Source organism: Actinokineospora pegani, from assembly GCF_009745975.1.
Taxonomy (GTDB): domain Bacteria; phylum Actinomycetota; class Actinomycetes; order Mycobacteriales; family Pseudonocardiaceae; genus Actinokineospora; species Actinokineospora pegani.
Genome location: NZ_WHOL01000116.1, coordinates 1 through 16834 on the forward strand (window position 1 = coordinate 1; position 16834 = coordinate 16834).

Genomic DNA, 16834 nt, shown 5'->3' on the forward strand with positions numbered 1-16834 from the left:
CGGGCCGGGCCGAGCCGGGCCGGGCCGGGCCGGGCCGAGCCGGGCCGGGCCGGACCTAGCCGGGCCGGGCCTAGCCGGGGCCAGGCCGGGGGTGAGCCGAACCGGGCTGGGAGCTGGGCTGGGGCGGGGTGGGTGGGGCTTGGAGGGGGGTGGGGACTGCTGAGCCGGGCTGGTGGGGTGTGGCGGGGGCGGGTTGTGGTGGGGGGAGGGGGTGGGGGATGGGTTAGCGTCGGGGGGTCTTGTTGGGGAGTGAGGGGGCTTGGATGTTGTTGATCGCGCGGTTCACCGTGGGGGACGCGGAGGGGTTCGCGGAGCGGGCGGAGCGGGCGGTGGGGTTGTTGGCGGCGCAGCCTGGGTGTCGGCGGGGGTTGGTGGTGCGGTCGACGGAGGATTCGGGGGCTTGGGTGGTGACTGTGGAGTTCGACTCGGTGGCGGCTTATCGGCGGGCTATGTCGCCGTTTGATGTTCGGACTGAGGTGATCCCGTTTCTGGCTGAGGCGGACAGCACGGAGTCCGGGGCGTTTGAGGTGGTGGTGGAGGCGTCGGGGGGTGAGGTGCGTCGGCACGTGAGTTTGGTGGCCGCGGATGCGGGGACGGTGCGGTTGGGGGAGGCTTCGGGGCCTGCTACCGCCCGGTAGGGCGGGGGTGCGCTGGAGCTGGGGGCCCGGGGAACAGGAATTCGGCCTAGGATGTTGACAACGGTAACCAGTTACCCGTGTCGGAACGCAGGAGAGGACGATGTCGATCGTGACCTCGGAAGCCGCGTCGCGGGAGTTGTCCGTTGTGGGTGAGGTGGCTGTGGTCGAGGGGCATGAGCACTCGGCTGGACGGCCTTCGCCTCGGCATCTGCCTCGGCGGTCGGTGCGGACGTTGACGGCGGCGGGGGACTTGTTGCGGGCGTTGGCGGCTCCGGTGCGGATCGCGATCGTGTTGGAGCTGCGGGAGGCCGACCGGTGCGTGCACGAGCTGGTCGAGGCGTTGGGGGTGGCGCAGCCGTTGATCAGCCAACACCTGCGGGTGTTGAAGGCGGCGGGGGTGGTGCACGGGGAGCGGCACGGGCGCGAGGTGGTGTACCGGCTGGTGGACGAACACCTGTCGCATATCGTGGTGGACGCTGTGGAGCACTCGGAGGAGGACAGGGCGCGGTGACGACAGACCGGAACTCGGCGACGGTGCCGGGCAAGCGCTCGACCCGACAGCGCACCGCCGTCGCCGGGCTGCTCGATCAGCTCGCGGACTTCCGGTCGGCGCAGGACCTGCACGAGGAGTTGCGCAAGCGGGGCGAGGGCATTGGGCTGACCACGGTCTACCGGACGTTGCAGTCGCTGGCGGACGCGGGCGAGATCGACGTGCTGCGGACCGACAGCGGTGAGGCGATCTACCGGCGGTGCTCGAGCCACCACCATCACCACCTGGTGTGCCGGGAGTGCGGGCACACCGTGGAGGTCGAGGGTCCGGCTGTGGAGCGGTGGGCGGACAAGGTGGCGGCGGAGAACAAGTTCTCCCAGGTCAGCCACACGGTGGAGATCTTCGGGACGTGCTCGGACTGCGGCTGACCCAGGACGCGCCCTAGCCCTCGTATGGGTTCTCCGGCTCGGTGATCCGGGTGAGGGCGGCCGGGTCGAGGGCGGGGACGTACTCGTTCTCCTTGGTCGCCGAGCCCGCGACGAGGGTGCCGGTGACCCGGACCCAGGTGTCGTTGGACAGGCCCGCGGCGGCGTTGCCGGTGAGCAGGACCCGGACCGGGAAGGCGTCGGCGGCGCAGCAGGCGATGGACAGGCGGGCCAGGTAGACGCGGTCGGCGTCCTGGACGATGAAGCCGGTGAGCAGGACCCGGCGGCCGTTGAGGGAGTTGGCGCGGTCGAAGGCCGCCCGGCTGGAGAAGTCGGCCATGGTGATGGCCAGCAGGTCGTCGGGGGGCAGGGCCGGGTAGAGGGCCGACTCGGCGGTGGTGGTCGAGGCGGTGGGGGCGCGGCGCACGGAGTCCGCGCCCAGGGCCGGGGGCAGGACGAGGAAGATCGACAGGACCGGGAGCAGCAGGAGCCAGGAGCTGCGGGCGGAGTGGTTGTGCTCGTGGTCGGGGTCGTGCAGGTCGTGGGGTGGTTCGGCGCCGGGGCGGGCGGCGCGGACGTCGTGGACGATGGCGATGGCCGCGAGGACGACCATCACGACCGCGGCGCCGATGAGCCAGGGCTGGTGGGCCGGTTTGACGTAGCGCAGGTAGGTGCCGGTCAGGGCGATCTTGAGCAGGGCGCCGCCGATGAGCAGCAGCAGGATGTTCTGCGTCTCGCGCCTCACGCTGACACCCCCAGGAACACCAGGCCAGACACGACGGCGCAGGCGGTCGCCACGACGAACGTCGCCGGGGCGAAGCGCAGCGCGAAGGCGCGGCCGAAGGTGCCCGCCTGCAGGGCGAACAGCTTGACGTCGACGGCCGGGCCCACGACCAGGAAGACCAGCTTGGGCAGCAGCGGCAGGCCGGCGATGGACGCGGCCACGAACGCGTCGGCCTCGCTGCACAGGGCCAGCAGGACCGCGAGCACGGCCATCACGATGACGCCCACGACGATCTGCCCGCCGAGCGCCTCGATCCAGTCGCGGGGGATGACCACGGCCAGCACCGCCGAGGTGAGGCCGCCGATGACCAGGAAGCCTGCCGCGTCGACCAGGTCGGCGCGCGCGGTCTCGGCGAAGGTGCGCCAGCGGGGCCGGTCGGTGGCCGGGGCGCGGCTCAGCGCCCGGTCGAGGATCCAGGAGGCCTTGCCGAAGCGGGCCCACAGCCAGCCCATGCCCACCGCCGTGGCCAGCGAGCCCGCCAGGCGGGCGGCGACCATCTCCGGGTTGTCCGGGAACGCCACGCTGGTGGCGACCAGGACCACCGGGTTGACCGCGGGCGCGGCCAGCAGGAAGGCCAGGGCGACCGACGTGGGCACGCCGTGGCGCATCAGCCTGCGGGCGACGGGGACGGCCGCGCACTCGCAGGTCGGCAGGGCGACCCCGGCCAGGCCCGCGACCGGCACGGCGAGCGCCTGCTTCCTGGGCAGCAGCCGCTCCAGCGCCGAGGCGGGCACGAACGCGGCGATGCCGCCGCTGACCAGCACCCCCAGCACCAGGAACGGCAGCGCCTGGGCGCACACGGCGACGAAGACCGTCGCGCCCGTGCGCACGGCGGGGGCGTCGAGCCAGGAGGCGATCCAGTCCTGACCGAGCACGGCGAGGACGAGGATCGCGCACAGGACCTCGAGCGAGGTCACCTTGCGGCGGCTCGGGGCGGTGGTGGCCATTGTCTGCGCTCCCCCGGTCTGGCGGCTGTCGGTCCTCTGAGGGGTGAACGCGCCCCGTGGGGGACGCGGTTCACCCGATCAGAGCTTGAGCAGGTCCGTCCGCAACTGGCCCGCCGTGGAGACGACGAGCATGAGCAGCGTGCCCAGGGCCTGGGCCTCCAGGCCGTCGGCGGGGAAGGCGTAGCGGAGGGTGACGTCCATGCCGCGCTCGGTGTGGACGACCCCCAGGGTGCCGAACAGGCCCTGGCCCGCGCGCTCGGCGGCGGAGCCCGCCAGGGCGGGGTCCTCGGGCAGGTCCCAGGCGACCACGCAGGTGAGGCTGAGGACGGTGAGGCCCTCGGAGAGCTGCATGGCCTGCACGGCGCACGGGATGTCGCCGTGGCGGAAGGTCAGCGCGCCGTCGTCGTCGACGTTGACCTCGTGGAAGGCCTCCAGCGACTGGCGGGCCTTGGTGAGGGCGGCGGAGGTGTTGGCGGCTTCGGTGGTCACGGGTTCCTCATGGGTTCGGGGGACGGCTCTCGCGGAGCAGCTTCTCGGCGACCTCCGCCGAGTCGGCGGCGGCGCCGAACCGGCGGTCGCGGCGGGCGTAGTTCTCCACGGCCGACCACAGGTGCAGGCGGTCGAAGTCGGGCCACAGGATGTCCTGGAACACCAGCTCGGCGTAGGCGGACTGCCAGAGCATGAAGTTCGAGGTGCGCTGCTCGCCGGACGGGCGGATGAACAGGTCCACGTCGGGCATGTCGGGCTGGTAGAGGTGCTTGGCGATGGTGCGCTCGTCGACCTTGTCCGGGTTGATCTCCCCGGCGGCGGCGAGGCGGGCGATCTCGCGGGCGGCGTCGCCGAGCTCGGCCCGGCCGCCGTAGTTGATGCACATCGCCAGGTTGAGCACGGTGTTGTGCTTGGTGCGCTCCTCGGCGACCTCCAGCTCGGAGATGACGCTGCGCCACAGCTTGGGCCTGCGGCCCGCCCAGCGCACGTGCACGCCCATCTCGTCGAGCTCGTCGGTGCGGTGGCGGATGACGTCGCGGGAGAAGCCCATGATGAAGCGAACCTCCTCCGGGCTGCGCCGCCAGTTCTCCGTGGAGAACGCGTAGAGCGACAGCCACTGCACACCCAGGTCGATGCAGCCGCGCGCGGCCTCGACGACCTGGGCCTCACCGCGCTTGTGCCCCTCGACGCGGGTCAGGCCGCGCTGGTTGGCCCAGCGGCCGTTGCCGTCCATGACGATGGCGACGTGCTTGGGCACGAACTCCAGCGGGATGCTCGGCGGGGTCGCGCCGGAGGGGTGCGGTTCGGGCGGGCGCACCGGTCGTCCCTCGTCGTGCCTGCTCACCCGGCGCTTGCGCAGAACCACCGTGCTCCTCACCCAGATCACGTCCCAGGGAACGGCTCCTGGGAAGACTGCGCCAACCCTACGAGCCGGGCGCGGCGGGCGAGCAGGGGGTCAGGTGCGGCGGCGCTCGACGAGGGGCAGGGAGCGCAACTGCCGTTCGAGGTGCCACTGCAGCAGCGCGGCGACCAGGCCGCTGGCCTCGCGGCGGGTGCCGTCGGGGGCGCGCTCGGCGACGTCCCAGGTGCCCTCGGCCAGGGCGGCCATGAACCGGAGGACCTCCGGTGGCGGGCTGGCCGACCCCGGGGGCTTGCAGGTGGGGCAGACCGAGCCGCCCGCGTGGACGCTGAACGCCCGGTGCGGGCCGGGGTCGCCGCAGCGCGCGCACTCGGACAGGGCGGGCGACCAGCCCGCGAAGGCCAGCGCGCGCAGCAGGAAGGCGTCGAGGACCAGCGACGGGTCGCGGACGCCGTCGGCCAGCGCCCGCAGGGCGCCGGTGACCAGCAGGTACAGGCGCAGGACCGGCTCGCCCTCCTCGGCGGACATCCGGTCGGCGGTCTCCAGGACGGCGCAGGCGGAGGTGTAGCGGCCGTAGTCGCCGACGATGCCCGCGCCGAAGGCGTCGATGGTCTGCACCTGGGTGATCACGTCGAGGGTGCGGCCGGTGTAGAACTGCACGTCGACGTGGGCGAAGGGCTCCACGCGCGCGCCGAGGCGCGAGGTGGTGCGGCGCACGCCCTTGGCCACGGCGCGGACCTTGCCGTGCTGGCGGGTGACGAGGGTGATGATGCGGTCGGCCTCGCCGAGCTTCTGCACGCGCAGGACCACGCCGGTGTCGCGGTACAGGCTCACCCGCCCATCCTCCCATCTCCGGCGGGGAGGCCCGTACGAGCCGTGCGGACCTCCTTGCCGGGGGTCAGAGGGCGGCGAACGAGATGATCGTGAACAGGTAGGCGAACACGCTCAGGACGTTGCCGATGACGCACAGCGTGCGCGTGGTGTTGGACGCGGCCTGGGCACCCTGGAAGTCGCCGTGCATCTTGCACTTGCCCACGTCGGAGGACTTGAACAGCGCGATGATGCCGAAGACGCCGCCGAAGAAGATGGAGACGATCGCCCAGCCCTTGTGGTCGGGGATGGCGTTGATGTCGCCGTAGCCGTGGGGCTGGCCGTAACCGGGCTGGGCGTAGGGCTGCTGCCCGTACGGCTGCTGGGCGTAGGCCTGCGGCGGGTAGGGCTGCTGGGCGTACGGGGCGGGCTGGGGGGCGGGCTGCGCGTATCCCGGCTGTGCGACACCCGGCTGGGGGTAGGGCACGGCCTGCGGGTAGGGCTGCTGCGCGTACTGCTGCGGCTGACCGTAACCCTGCTGACCGGGCCCCTGCTGGCCGTACGGATTGCTCACCGGGTTTCTCCCCCTGAAGATCGTTAGATGCGCGGTGAGGTTATCCCGCACCGCCGACAGTTCCGGTGGCGGTCAGACGTAGAGGCCCCACGCGGGGACATTGCGCACCGCGAACCAGGCAAGAAGCACGAAACCGGCCACCCACGGCGTCCACCGCCAATCCAGCCACGTCCGCACCGCCCGACCCCGCACGCGGCTCACCGCCCACGCGACGAGGCTCCACGCGAACAGCCCCGAGAAGACCAGCAGCACCGCGTTGTAGTGCACCGCGTCGCCGATCCGCCCGTGCAGCACGCTGTAGACCATCCGCAGCGCCCCGCACCCCGGGCAGCACACCCCCGTCAACGCCTTCACCGGGCACTCCGGCAGCCACCCGCCGGGGGTAGTGGGGTCGCCGAGGGCGATGAGCGCGCACCCCGCCGCCGCGGCTCCCACCACAAGCAGCGGCGGAGCGAGGGCGCGGGCGGTGGACACCGCTAGAAGCCGAGCTTGCGCAACTGCTTGGGGTCGCGCTGCCAGTCCTTGGCGATCTTGACGTGCAGGTCCAGGTAGACCCGGCTGCCGAGCAGGCTCTCGATCTGCTTGCGGGCGGTGGTGCCGACCTGCTTGAGCCGCTCGCCGCGGTGGCCGAGCACGATGCCCTTCTGGCTGGAGCGCTCGACGTAGAGCAGGGCGTACACGTCGATCATGTCGTCGCGGCCCTCGCGCGGCGCCATCTCCTCGATGGTCACCGCGATCGAGTGCGGCAGCTCGTCGCGCACCCCCTCCAGGGCCGCCTCGCGGATCAGCTCGGCGACCAGGGTGGCCTCGGGCTCGTCGGTCAGCTCGCCGCCCGGGTAGAGCTGCGGTCCCTCGGGCAGCCGCCGCACGAGCAGGTCGGTGAGGGTCGCCACCTGGAAGCCGTCGACGGCCGAGACCGGGACCAGCTCGGCGAACTCCATGACCTCCTGCAGGGCGAGCAACTGCTCGCCCACCTGGTCCGGGGAGACCAGGTCGGTCTTGGTGACCACGCCGATGACCGGGGTGCGCTTGGCGACCTTGGCCAGCTCGGCGGCGATGAACCGGTCGCCGGGGCCGACCTTCTGGTCGGCGGGCACGCACAGGCCGACGACGTCGACCTCCGACCAGGTCTCGCGGACGATGTCGTTGAGGCGCTGGCCGAGCAGGGTGCGCGGTCGGTGCAGGCCGGGGGTGTCGACGATGACGAGTTGGGCGTCGTCGCGGTGCACGATGCCGCGGATGGCGTGGCGGGTCGTCTGCGGTTTGTTCGACGTGATGGCGACCTTGGTGCCCACGAGCGCGTTGGTGAGGGTCGACTTGCCCGCGTTGGGCCGTCCGACGAAACAGGCGAATCCGGAACGGTGCTCGGTGCTGCTGGTCACCGGCTCATTCTGCCCTCTCCACCTCGGACCGCAGTCCGGGTGGGGTGATGCGGTGCAACTCGAGGGTGTCCGGCACCGGCGCGGCGCCGGGCCCGCCCGCGGCCAGCCAGGCCTCCAGGTCGGCGATCGCCGCGTCCCGCAGGACCCAGCCGAACCAGACCGGCTTGTGCCCCTTGGCCTGCACCACGACGACGTTCGAGGTCTCGCAGGTGTCCAGGCACTGCGACACGCGGACGCTGCCGCCCGCCCGCGCGGCGGCGGCGCGCAGCCGGCGCAGGTGGTCGAAGTGGTTGGTGGTGGGGTGCTTCTTGACCGTGCCGCAGCAGCAGTCCTGGCACACCGTGACGCGCAGGCTCACACGGTTTCCACGACCGCGCCGGAGGCGTCGGCGCGCAGCACGGGGACACCGGCGGTGAGGTCGCGGGCGGCGGCGAGCGAGTCGGCGTCGACCGAGCCGGACTCGGTGACCACCGCCGCGGCCTCCAGTCCGGGGGCCCCGCTGGACACCGCGGCGGCCACGGCGGCCTGCAACGCGGTCAGCCGCAACGAGGGCAGGGCGACGGTGGAGGCGGCGTAGGTGCGGCCGTCGGTGTCGCGCACGGCGGCGCCCTCGGCCGCGCCGGTCCTGGCGCGGCTGGACCGGGCCAGCGTGACGATCTTGGCGTCCTCCGGGTCGAGCTCAGCCACGCTCGCCGCTCCTCTCCCACTGCTGGTCGTCGGCGCCCGCGCGGTCGTCGGCGCGGGGCTCGGCGGTCTCGGTGGGGCGGACCACGACGGAGGTGATGCGCACCCGGCCGCGGCTGTCCTTGCCGCCCTCGGCCCGGAACCGTAGCCCGGCGATCTCCGCCTCCGCCCCGGGAAGTGGCACACGTCCCAGCCGCTGGGCGAGCAGGCCGCCGACGGTCTCCACGTCCTGGTCCTCCAGGTCCAGGCCGAACAGCTCGCCGAGGTCCTCGACCGGCAGCCGGGAGGACACCCGCACCGCGCCGTCGTCGAGGTGCTCGACCGGGGGGCGCTCGTCGGTGTCGGACTCGTCGGTGATCTCGCCGACGATCTCCTCGAGGATGTCCTCGATGGTCAGCAGGCCCGCGGTGCCGCCGTACTCGTCGACGGCGATGGCCATGTGGTACTTCGAGACCTGCATCTCGCGCAGCAGGTCGTCCAGGCGCTTGGAGTCGGGCACGAACACCGCCTCGGTCATCACCTCGCCGACCTCGCGGGACTGCGCGGAGGACTCCGACGACGACGGGCTCCCCAGCGCCGCGCGCACCAGGTCCTTGAGGTTGACCAGGCCGACGATGTCGTCGACCGACTCGCCGATGACCGGCACCCGGGTGTAGCCGGTGCGCAGCGACAGCGCCAGCGCCTGGCGCACCGACTTGCCGCGCTCGATCCACACCATCTCGGTGCGCGGGACCATGACCTCGCGGGCGATGGTGCCGCGCAGCTCGAACACCGAGTGGATCATCTCGCGCTCGCCCGCGTCGACCACACCGCGCTCCTGGGCCATGTCGACCAGCTCGCGCAGCTCGACCTCGGAGGAGAACGGCCCCTCGCGGAAGCCCTTGCCCGGGGTGATGGCGTTGCCGACCAGGATCAGCAGCCGCGACAGCGGGCCGAGCACCGTGCCCAGCACCCGCACCGGGCCCGCGGCGACGAGGCCGACGCCGTAGGGGTGCTGGCGGCCGATGGTGCGCGGGCCGACGCCGACGAGCACGTAGGACACCACGACCATCGACACCGCGGCGACCAGCCCGGCCAGCCAGCCCGTCTCGATCGTGCGCTGGCAGACCACGGCGACGAGCACCGTGGCCACCAGCTCGCAGCCCAGCCGCAGCAGCAGGAGCAGGTTGATGTGCCGGGGCCGCTCTGAGACGACCGCCAGCAACTGCCGGGCCCCGGCGCGGTCCGCGCGCAGCAGGCCCTCGACCCGTGCCTTGGACACCGCCGAGAGCGAGGCGTCCGCGGCGGCGAAGCTCCCGGCGGCGAGCACCAGCACCACCGCGATGACGAGCAGGCCGACCGAGTCCGATGTCAACGCGTCCCCCGTGGTCAGGCGTTCGGTGTGGGCGGCTCGGCCTCGCCGAGGCCCACCGCCCCGAGCAGTTTGTCGTCCTCGAGCCGCTGCGCGGCCCGGCGCTCGGCCTCGGCCGCGGCGGAGCGGAAGTCGGCGAGGATGCGCTTCTGCAGCGTGAACATCTCCCGCTCCTCGGCGGGCTCGGCGTGGTCGTAGCCGAGCAGGTGCAGCACCCCGTGCACGGTGAGCAGGTGCAGCTCGTCGAGCAGCGAGTGCCCGGCCGTGCGCGCCTGGTCCTTGGCGAAGGCCGGGCACAGCACGATGTCGCCGAGCAGCGCCGGGCCCATGTCGGAGGCGTCCGGGCGGCGGGCGTGGTCGAGCTCGTCCATCGGGAACGCCATGACGTCGGTGGGACCGGGCAGGTCCATCCACCGCTCGTGCAGGTCGGACATGACGTCGAGCTCGACCAGCAGCACCGACAGCTCGGCGAGCTTGCTGACGTTCATGCGGTCCAGGGCGAATCGGGCGGCGGCCACGATCGACGCCTCGTCGACCGCCACCCCCGACTCGTTGGCGATCTCAATGCTCACCGCGCCATTGTCCCCTAGTGGCCCGCGTCCCGGACCCGGGACCCACCGCCCGCGCGCACGGCGGCCCTGGGGCCGCCCGGCGCGTCGTCGACGTTCTGCCAGCGCTCGTAGGCGTCGACGATGTCGCCGACGAGGCTGTGCCGGACCACGTCGCTGCTGGTCAGCTCGGCGAAGTGGATGTCGTCGACGCCCTTGAGGATGTCGCGCACCACGCGCAGGCCGGAGCGCTGCCCACCGGGCAGGTCGACCTGGGTGATGTCGCCGGTGACGACCATCTGGGAGCCGAACCCGAGCCGGGTCAGGAACATCTTCATCTGCTCCGGCGTGGTGTTCTGCGCCTCGTCGAGCACCACGAACGCGTCGTTGAGGGTGCGCCCGCGCATGTAGGCCAGCGGGGCGACCTCGATCGTGCCCGCCTGCATCAGCCGCGGGATCGACTCCGGCTCGACCATGTCGTGCAGCGCGTCGTAGAGCGGGCGCAGGTACGGGTCGATCTTGTCGAACAGGGTGCCGGGCAGGAAGCCCAGCCGCTCCCCCGCCTCGACCGCGGGCCGGGTGAGGATGATCCGGCTGACCTGCTTGGCCTGCAGCGCCTGCACGGCCTTGGCCATGGCCAGGTAGGTCTTGCCGGTGCCCGCCGGGCCGAGGCCGAAGACGATGGTGTGCTCGTCGATGGCGTCGACGTAGTGCTTCTGGTTGAGCGTCTTGGGGCGGATGGTGCGACCGCGCCGGGACAGGATGTCGAAGCTGAGCACCTCGGCCGGGCTCTCCGCCGTGCCCGCCGAGAGCATCGCCACGGTGCGCTTGACCGTCGCGACCTCGACCTGCTGCCCGCGGGCGGCCAGCGTGGTCAGCTCGGTGAAGACCCGTTCGGCGAACGTCACGTCGGCGGGCTCCCCGGTGAGGGTGACCTCGTTGCCGCGCACGTGCACGTCGGCGTCGAGCAGGTCCTCCAGCAGGCGGAGGTTCTCGTCGCGGCGACCGAGCAGGGGCAGCATGGCGCCCTCGGGGATGGGGAAGCGAGACTGCGCGTCGTCCTCGGCGGTGTGCGTGCCGGTGGGGCGCTGCTCGGGAGTTCCCGTCACGTGGTCTCTTTCCTGGTCACGGCCGGTTGGGTCACCGGCCCCGCTGGGGCGATGTTAGACCTCGGGGATGACACCCCGCACCGGAGTAAACCGGCTACCGGCCGAACCCGGCGAGTTGTTCACCGCCGAGGACGTGCAGGTGGGCGTGGAAGACCGTGCGGCACGCGTCGTCGCCGGTGTTGAACACGAACCGGAAGCCCGATTCGCGCACGCCCTCGACCCGCGCGACCTCCGCGCCCGCCTTGAGGACGGACGAGAGCAGCCCCGGGTCGCCCGCGAGCGCCTCGGCGTCCTCGTGGTGCTCGCGCGGCACCACCAGCACGTGCACCCTGGCCTGCGGGTTGATGTCGCGGAAAGCGTAGACGGCGTCGTCCGAGTAGACCTCCGTCGACGGGACCTCCCCGGCGATGATCTTGCAGAACAGGCAGTCGGCGCTCATGCGCGAAACCCTATCGGTCGGCCGCGTCCACCGAAGCACCTCCCGGACCGCGCCCGCGGACCGCTGTCAGCCCGCCAGCCTCGCCGCGGCGGCGCGGGCGATGCTGCCCGAGAGGGGGCACTTGTCGGCCCCGTTGGGGGCCAGGGCCGTGACCGAGACGACCTCCTGGCCGTCCTGGGCCGGGCGCACGGGCACGACGGCGACGCAGCCGACGGGCGACTGGTCGACCGCCAGCGGCTTGCCGTCGAGGGTGATCTCCTGGCGACCCTCCCCCGCCGCGGCCGTCTCGTGGGTCAGGGTCACCGTGACCGTCAGACCGCCCCGCCCGCCGTAGGCGGGGCGCCAGCGGCAGGTGTGCGACAGCGGCAGGCGCAGCGGCTCGGCGCTGGCGAGGGCCTTGGTCGACCGGACCACCTCGGCCGGGGCGGCGGCGCACGGGTCGGCCGTGCGCACCGTCGGCCCGGCGACCTCGACGTGGCGCGGACCGCCCGCGGCCACGGCCGCGCGGACCGCCCCGACCTGGGCGTTGACGGCGGCGCAGAGCGGCGTGCCCTGCGCGGACCGCGCGGTGACCTCGACGACCCCGCCGCCGGGGAAGGACACCTGCTTGACGCACTCGCCGTCGCCGCCGTCGACGGTGGTGACCGCGGAGCCGTCCGGCTCCCGGTCGACAAGGGCCCCCGGGTAGTCGTCGGCGGTCGACTCCGGCGCCCCCACCCGCACCCACGCCCCGTCACCCGTGGCGGAGAGGCAGTGCTCGAACCCGACCGCGGCCGGCGCCTGGAAGGCGCCGAGCGACCGCAGGGGCTCCGGGTCGAGCAGCGAGCACCAGTCGATGGTGTCCTGGACGCCGAAGTCGACGGCCCGCGGCGCCGGGGCGGTGCTGGACGCGTCGGCGGGCGGCCGCGCGTCCGACGCGGACGAGCAGCCCGTCAGGGCGAGGGCGAGCAGGGCAGGGACGAGCGCGGAACGCATGGCGGTGGACCCCCAGGTTGATCATCGGCGAGTGCTGTATCGCCCGAGGGGTCCGGGATGTTGCGGTCAGTCCCAGCGGGACGTTCGGACACCGAGGGCGCCCAGCGCCACCGCGGCGGCGGTGGAGGTGCGCAGGACCGACGGGCCCATGCGGACCGGGCGCGCTCCCGCGTCCGCGAGGGCGTCGAGCTCCTCCGGGGTGATGCCGCCCTCCGGGCCGATGACCAGGACGATGTCGCCCGCCAAGGGCAGGTCGACCTCCGCCAGGCGGGCGGACAGGCCCGCCTCGAGGACGAGGGCGAGCGCGCTGTCGGCGACCAGGCCCAGCAGGGCGCGCAGGGACACCGGGTCGGCGACGTGGGGCACGCGGGCGCGGCGGGACTGCTTGGCGGCCTCGCGCGCGGTCTTGCGCCAGCGGTCCAGGGCCTTGGCCCCGCGCGGGCCGTCGTCCCACTTGGTCACGCAGCGGGTGGCCCGCCACGGGACCACCGCGTCGGCGCCCGCCTCGGTGGCCAGCTCGACCGCCAGCTCACCCCGGTCGCCCTTGGGCAGGGCCTGCACGACGATGACCCTCGGGGCGGGTTCGGGCTCGGTCCAGCGCTCCTCGACGGACAGGTCCAGCGTGTCGCGGCCCGCGGCGGTCACCGCGCAGCGGGCCACGCCACCCGCGCCGTCGGTCACCAGCAGGCGCTCGCCGACCCGCAGCCTGCGCACGGCCGCCGCGTGCCTGCCCTCCGGGCCGTCGAGGGTGAACGCGTCGGCCGGGGGCAGGGCGGCCACCAGGAACTGCGCGAGGGTCACCGGCGGCCGCGGAACTTGCTGAACAGGCCCCCGCCCCTGCCGTTGGCCGAGGCGAGGGTGTGCTCGTCCTCGCCGCGCAACTGGGCCAGCTCGCGCAGCAGCTCGGTCTGCCTGGCGTCGAGCCGGGTGGGCACCTCGACCTCGATGTGCACGTGCAGGTCGCCGCGGCCGTCGACGCGGCCGGTGGAGCGCAGCCGGGGCAGGCCGCGGCCGGACATGACCAGCTCGGTGTCGGACTGGGTGCCCGCGGTCAGGTCGACGTCCACGGTGCCGTCGAGGGTCTCCAGCGGCAGCACCGCGCCCAGGGCGGCGGTGGTCATCGGGACCCGGATGGTGCAGTGCAGGTGCGCGCCCTCGCGCTCGAACGAGCTGTGCGCGAGCTCCTCGACCTCGACGTAGAGGTCGCCCGCCGGGCCGCCGCCCGGGCCGACCTCGCCCTGGCCGGACAGCCGCACGCGCATGCCGTCGGCGACGCCCGCGGGGATCTTGACGGTGATGGTGCGCCGCGAGCGGACCCGGCCCTCGCCCGAGCAGCGGGTGCACGGGTCGGGGATGGTCTCGCCCAGGCCCCGGCAGGTCGGGCAGGGGCGGGCGGTGACGACCTGGCCGAGGAACGACCGCTGCACCGACTGCACCTCGCCGCGGCCGCCGCAGGTGTCGCAGGTGACCGGGGAGGTGCCCGCCACGCAGCCCGAGCCGCGGCACAGGTCGCAGAGCACCGCGGTGTCGACGGTGATCTCGCGGCTGATGCCCGCGAAGCACTCCTCCAGGGTCATCTGGATGCGCAGCAGGGCGTCGGAGCCGGGCTGCACGCGGCTGCGCGGCCCGCGCCCGCCGCCGGTCCCCCCGGCCGCGCCGAAGAACGCGTCCATGATGTCGCCGAGGCCGAAACCGCCCGCGCCGCCCGCGAACGGGTCGCGGCCGCCCGCCCCGCCGGGGGCGCCCATCGGGTCGCCGCCCATGTCGACGATCTTGCGCTTCTGCGGGTCGGAGAGGACCTCGTAAGCGGTCGTGACCTCGCGGAAGCGGACCTGCGCCGCCTCGTCGGGGTTGACGTCCGGGTGCAGCTCGCGCGCGAGCTTGCGGTAGGCGCGCTTGATCTCGGCGGCATCCGCGTCCTGGCGGATGCCGAGCGTGCCGTAGTAGTCCCTCGCCACCGTGTCCAGTCCTCCTGGCCCCAGCCGTTGGCGGGGCTCGTTCGCTCGTGTCGATCCCTGTTCCGGGTCGACGCTGTCCTACTGGCCGAGTATGTCCCCGACGTAGTTGGCCACGGCGCGCACCGCCGCGATGTTCGTGGGGTAGTCCATCCTGGTGGGCCCCACCACCCCCATGCCGCCGAGCAGGGTGGCCCTGGTGCCGTACCCGATGGACACCACCGAGGTGCTGCGCATCTCCTCGGCCTCGTTCTCCTCGCCGATGCGCACGGTCACCGCGCCCGGGTCGGCGGTCGCGGCCAGCAGCTTGAGCACGACGACCTGCTCCTCCAGCGCCTCCAGCACCGTGCGCAGCGAGTGCGGGAAGTCGGCGACGTTGTTGGTCAGGTTCGCGGTGCCGCCGAGCACCAGCCGCTCCTCGGGGTGCTCGACGAGCGACTCGACCAGCACCGTGGAGACCCGCAGCACCGCGTCGCGCAGGTCCGAGGGCGCTGTCTCGGGCAGCTCGGCGACCTTGACCGCGGCGTCGGCGAGCTTGCGCCCGGCCAGGGCGGCGTTGACCTGGGCGCGCAGCCGGGCGACGGCCTCGTCGGTGATCACGTCGCCGAGGTCGACCATGCGCTGGTCGACCCGGCCGGAGTCGGTGATCAGCACCAGCATCAGCCGGGCCGGGGTGATCGTCACCAGCTCGACGTGGCGCACCGTGGAGGTGGTCAGCGTCGGGTACTGGATCACCGCGACCTGGCGGGTGAGCTGGGCCAGCAGCCGCACGCTGCGCCGCATGACGTCGTCGAGGTCGATCGCGCCGTCGAGGAAGCTCTGGATGGCGCGCCGCTCGGCCGTCGACAGCGGCTTGACCTCGCTGAGCCGGTCGACGAAGAGCCGGTAGCCCTTGTCGGTGGGGATGCGGCCCGCGCTGGTGTGCGGCTGGGTGATGTACCCGTCCTCCTCCAGCGAGGCCATGTCGTTGCGGACGGTGGCGCTGGAGACCCCGAGGTTGTGCCGGTCGACGATGGCCTTGGAGGCCACCGGCTCCTGGTGCTGGACGAAGTCGGCGACGATGGCGCGCAGCACCTCGAAGCGCCGTTCCTCGGCGTTGACCACCCCGTCACCTCCCTCGCGCACCGGACGGGCGTGCCTTGAGTTTACGGAGACGGGCGACCCGGTGGTCGAGTCGGCACAGGTTGTCCGTTTTGCCGCTTGTCCCGGGGCGGTCGGGGCGCGATCATGTGCCGATGGCCTCGTCCACGCTGACCACGGTCTTCCTGCCGCTCGCGCTCGCGGTGGTGATGTTCGGGCTCGGTCTCTCGCTGACCGTGGCCGACTTCGCCAGGGTCGCGCGGGTGCCGAAGGCCGCCCTGCTGGCGCTGGCGGTGCAGCTGCTGGTGCTGCCCGCGATCGCGCTCGGCCTGGTGCTGCTGTTCGAGCTGCCGCCGGAGCTGGCGGTGGGCACGATGCTGCTCGCCGCGTCGCCGGGCGGGGCCACCGCCAACGTGTTCAGCCACCTCGCGGGCGGCGACGTGGCGCTCAACGTGAGCCTGACGGCGGTGAACTCGGTGCTGGCGGTGGTGACGCTGCCGATCGTGGTGAACCTCTCGATCGCCGGGTTCATGGCCTCGGACGGCGCGTTGGGCCTGCAGCCGACCAAGGCGTTGCAGGTGTTCGCGCTGGTGCTGGTGCCGGTGGCGATCGGGATGGCGGTCAACCACCGGTTCCCCGGCTTCAGCGACGCGGCGCGCAAGCCGGTGAAGGTGCTGTCGCTGGTCGTGCTGGCGGCGCTGGTGCTGGGGGCGGTGTTCGCCGACCGGGACAACGTCGGGACCTACCTGCGCCAGATCGGGGTCGTGGTGGTCCTGCTGTGCCTGCTGAGCCTGGCGCTGGGGTACCTGGTGCCGCGGCTGGCCGGGGTGCCCGAGCCGCAGGCGATCGCGTCGTCGTTCGAGATCGGCATCCACAACAGCACGCTGGCGATCACCATCGCGCTGAGCCCGACGCTGCTCAACAGCACGGCCATGGCGATCCCGGCCGCGGTCTACGGCGCGTCGATGTTCATCCCGGCCGCCCTGCTGGCGGTGTGGTTCAACCGGCGGACGGCCAGGTCAGCGGCCAGCCATGCGCCGAGCGGCTGACGCGGCGATCCTGATGATCGGGTCGGCGTGCCCGCTGGCGGACTCGAGCAGTCTGCGCGAGGCGGGGCCGCCGATGACCCCTGCCGCGTAGACCGCCTTGGCGGCCAGGACGGCGTCGTTCCCGTCGACCAGCTCAGCGAGGTGGGGCACCGCCCGCGGGCCCAGGGCCGCCACGGCCCGGTAGTCGACCTTCGACTGGGCCAAGCGCTGTCTGACCTCTCTCTGGGAAACAGGCATACCGGGAGG

23 protein-coding genes are annotated in these 16834 nt (G+C 73.1%); 4 read left to right on the plus strand and 19 right to left on the minus strand.

Going from position 1 to position 16834, the window contains the following annotated elements:
* Positions 1 to 263: 263 nt before the first annotated feature.
* The 3 genes from GCL84_RS30730 to GCL84_RS23395 all read left to right on the plus strand — a co-directional run bounded on the left by GCL84_RS30730 (position 264) and on the right by GCL84_RS23395 (position 1556).
* A complete protein-coding gene (locus tag GCL84_RS30730; protein ID WP_156757696.1) occupies positions 264 to 638 on the plus strand; it encodes an antibiotic biosynthesis monooxygenase family protein in 375 nt (124 codons plus the stop codon).
* A 100-nt stretch (positions 639 to 738) separates the two neighbouring features.
* Positions 739 to 1149, plus strand: coding sequence for an ArsR/SmtB family transcription factor (locus GCL84_RS23390; protein WP_156757697.1), 411 nt, complete (start codon positions 739 to 741; stop codon positions 1147 to 1149).
* Positions 1146 to 1556, plus strand: coding sequence for a Fur family transcriptional regulator (locus GCL84_RS23395; protein ID WP_156757698.1), 411 nt, complete (start codon positions 1146 to 1148; stop codon positions 1554 to 1556). Before GCL84_RS23390 ends, GCL84_RS23395 begins: the two co-directional genes overlap by 4 nt.
* Before the next feature lie 13 nt (positions 1557 to 1569).
* On the opposite strand, the gene GCL84_RS23400 is transcribed toward GCL84_RS23395, so the two are convergent.
* The 18 genes from GCL84_RS23400 to hrcA all read right to left on the minus strand — a co-directional run bounded on the left by GCL84_RS23400 (position 1570) and on the right by hrcA (position 15563).
* A complete protein-coding gene (locus tag GCL84_RS23400) occupies positions 1570 to 2298 on the minus strand; it encodes a TIGR03943 family putative permease subunit (protein ID WP_156757699.1) in 729 nt (242 codons plus the stop codon).
* Positions 2295 to 3284 (minus strand): permease, encoded by a 990-nt coding sequence (locus tag GCL84_RS23405; RefSeq protein ID WP_156757700.1) that lies wholly within the window; start codon positions 3282 to 3284, stop codon positions 2295 to 2297. The genes GCL84_RS23400 and GCL84_RS23405 overlap by 4 nt, the downstream gene beginning before the upstream one ends.
* 78 nt (positions 3285 to 3362) lie before the next feature.
* Positions 3363 to 3773 carry a hypothetical protein gene (locus tag GCL84_RS23410; RefSeq protein ID WP_156757701.1) on the minus strand — a complete coding sequence of 137 codons (411 nt, stop codon included), beginning with the start codon at positions 3771 to 3773 and terminating at the stop codon, positions 3363 to 3365.
* A 7-nt stretch (positions 3774 to 3780) separates the two neighbouring features.
* The gene (locus tag GCL84_RS23415) at positions 3781 to 4650 is read right to left on the minus strand and encodes an isoprenyl transferase (RefSeq protein ID WP_407924425.1); all 870 of its coding nucleotides are present in this window, start codon (positions 4648 to 4650) and stop codon (positions 3781 to 3783) included.
* A 78-nt stretch (positions 4651 to 4728) separates the two neighbouring features.
* Positions 4729 to 5466 carry a DNA repair protein RecO gene (recO, locus tag GCL84_RS23420; RefSeq protein ID WP_156757702.1) on the minus strand — a complete coding sequence of 246 codons (738 nt, stop codon included), beginning with the start codon at positions 5464 to 5466 and terminating at the stop codon, positions 4729 to 4731.
* Positions 5467 to 5530: 64 nt separating this feature from the next.
* Positions 5531 to 6016: a CD225/dispanin family protein gene (locus GCL84_RS23425; RefSeq protein ID WP_156757703.1), complete on the minus strand. Its 486-nt coding sequence runs from the start codon at positions 6014 to 6016 to the stop codon at positions 5531 to 5533.
* A 72-nt stretch (positions 6017 to 6088) separates the two neighbouring features.
* Positions 6089 to 6490 (minus strand): DUF2752 domain-containing protein, encoded by a 402-nt coding sequence (locus GCL84_RS23430; protein ID WP_156757704.1) that lies wholly within the window; start codon positions 6488 to 6490, stop codon positions 6089 to 6091.
* 2 nt (positions 6491 to 6492) lie between these two features.
* Positions 6493 to 7398, minus strand: coding sequence for a GTPase Era (gene era, locus GCL84_RS23435; protein ID WP_156757705.1), 906 nt, complete (start codon positions 7396 to 7398; stop codon positions 6493 to 6495).
* A 4-nt stretch (positions 7399 to 7402) separates the two neighbouring features.
* A complete protein-coding gene (locus tag GCL84_RS23440; RefSeq protein ID WP_156757706.1) occupies positions 7403 to 7756 on the minus strand; it encodes a (2Fe-2S) ferredoxin domain-containing protein in 354 nt (117 codons plus the stop codon).
* A complete protein-coding gene (locus GCL84_RS23445; protein WP_156757707.1) occupies positions 7753 to 8085 on the minus strand; it encodes a cytidine deaminase in 333 nt (110 codons plus the stop codon). Before GCL84_RS23445 ends, GCL84_RS23440 begins: the two co-directional genes overlap by 4 nt.
* Positions 8078 to 9436, minus strand: coding sequence for a hemolysin family protein (locus GCL84_RS23450; RefSeq protein WP_156757708.1), 1359 nt, complete (start codon positions 9434 to 9436; stop codon positions 8078 to 8080). Before GCL84_RS23450 ends, GCL84_RS23445 begins: the two co-directional genes overlap by 8 nt.
* 14 nt (positions 9437 to 9450) lie before the next feature.
* Positions 9451 to 10005, minus strand: coding sequence for an rRNA maturation RNase YbeY (ybeY, locus tag GCL84_RS23455; RefSeq protein ID WP_156757709.1), 555 nt, complete (start codon positions 10003 to 10005; stop codon positions 9451 to 9453).
* Positions 10006 to 10019: 14 nt separating this feature from the next.
* The gene (locus GCL84_RS23460; protein ID WP_235926639.1) at positions 10020 to 11090 is read right to left on the minus strand and encodes a PhoH family protein; all 1071 of its coding nucleotides are present in this window, start codon (positions 11088 to 11090) and stop codon (positions 10020 to 10022) included.
* A gap of 94 nt (positions 11091 to 11184) precedes the next feature.
* On the minus strand, positions 11185 to 11529 hold the full coding sequence (locus tag GCL84_RS23465; protein WP_156757710.1) for a histidine triad nucleotide-binding protein: 345 nt from the start codon (positions 11527 to 11529) through the stop codon (positions 11185 to 11187).
* A gap of 66 nt (positions 11530 to 11595) precedes the next feature.
* Positions 11596 to 12504 (minus strand): hypothetical protein, encoded by a 909-nt coding sequence (locus GCL84_RS23470; protein WP_156757711.1) that lies wholly within the window; start codon positions 12502 to 12504, stop codon positions 11596 to 11598.
* Between the two features lie 66 nt (positions 12505 to 12570).
* The gene (locus GCL84_RS23475) at positions 12571 to 13305 is read right to left on the minus strand and encodes a 16S rRNA (uracil(1498)-N(3))-methyltransferase (RefSeq protein WP_156757712.1); all 735 of its coding nucleotides are present in this window, start codon (positions 13303 to 13305) and stop codon (positions 12571 to 12573) included.
* The gene (gene dnaJ, locus GCL84_RS23480) at positions 13302 to 14462 is read right to left on the minus strand and encodes a molecular chaperone DnaJ (RefSeq protein ID WP_156757713.1); all 1161 of its coding nucleotides are present in this window, start codon (positions 14460 to 14462) and stop codon (positions 13302 to 13304) included. The genes GCL84_RS23475 and dnaJ overlap by 4 nt, the downstream gene beginning before the upstream one ends.
* 78 nt (positions 14463 to 14540) lie before the next feature.
* Positions 14541 to 15563 carry a heat-inducible transcriptional repressor HrcA gene (gene hrcA / locus GCL84_RS23485; protein WP_156757821.1) on the minus strand — a complete coding sequence of 341 codons (1023 nt, stop codon included), beginning with the start codon at positions 15561 to 15563 and terminating at the stop codon, positions 14541 to 14543.
* A gap of 131 nt (positions 15564 to 15694) precedes the next feature.
* Between hrcA and GCL84_RS23490 the strand changes: the two genes are divergently transcribed.
* Positions 15695 to 16588, plus strand: a complete 894-nt coding sequence (locus tag GCL84_RS23490) for a bile acid:sodium symporter family protein (protein WP_156757714.1) — start codon at positions 15695 to 15697, stop codon at positions 16586 to 16588.
* Here the strand turns inward: GCL84_RS23490 and GCL84_RS23495 are convergent.
* Positions 16559 to 16825, minus strand: coding sequence for a hypothetical protein (locus GCL84_RS23495; RefSeq protein ID WP_156757715.1), 267 nt, complete (start codon positions 16823 to 16825; stop codon positions 16559 to 16561). The genes GCL84_RS23490 and GCL84_RS23495 overlap by 30 nt on opposite strands.
* Positions 16826 to 16834: the final 9 nt, after the last annotated feature.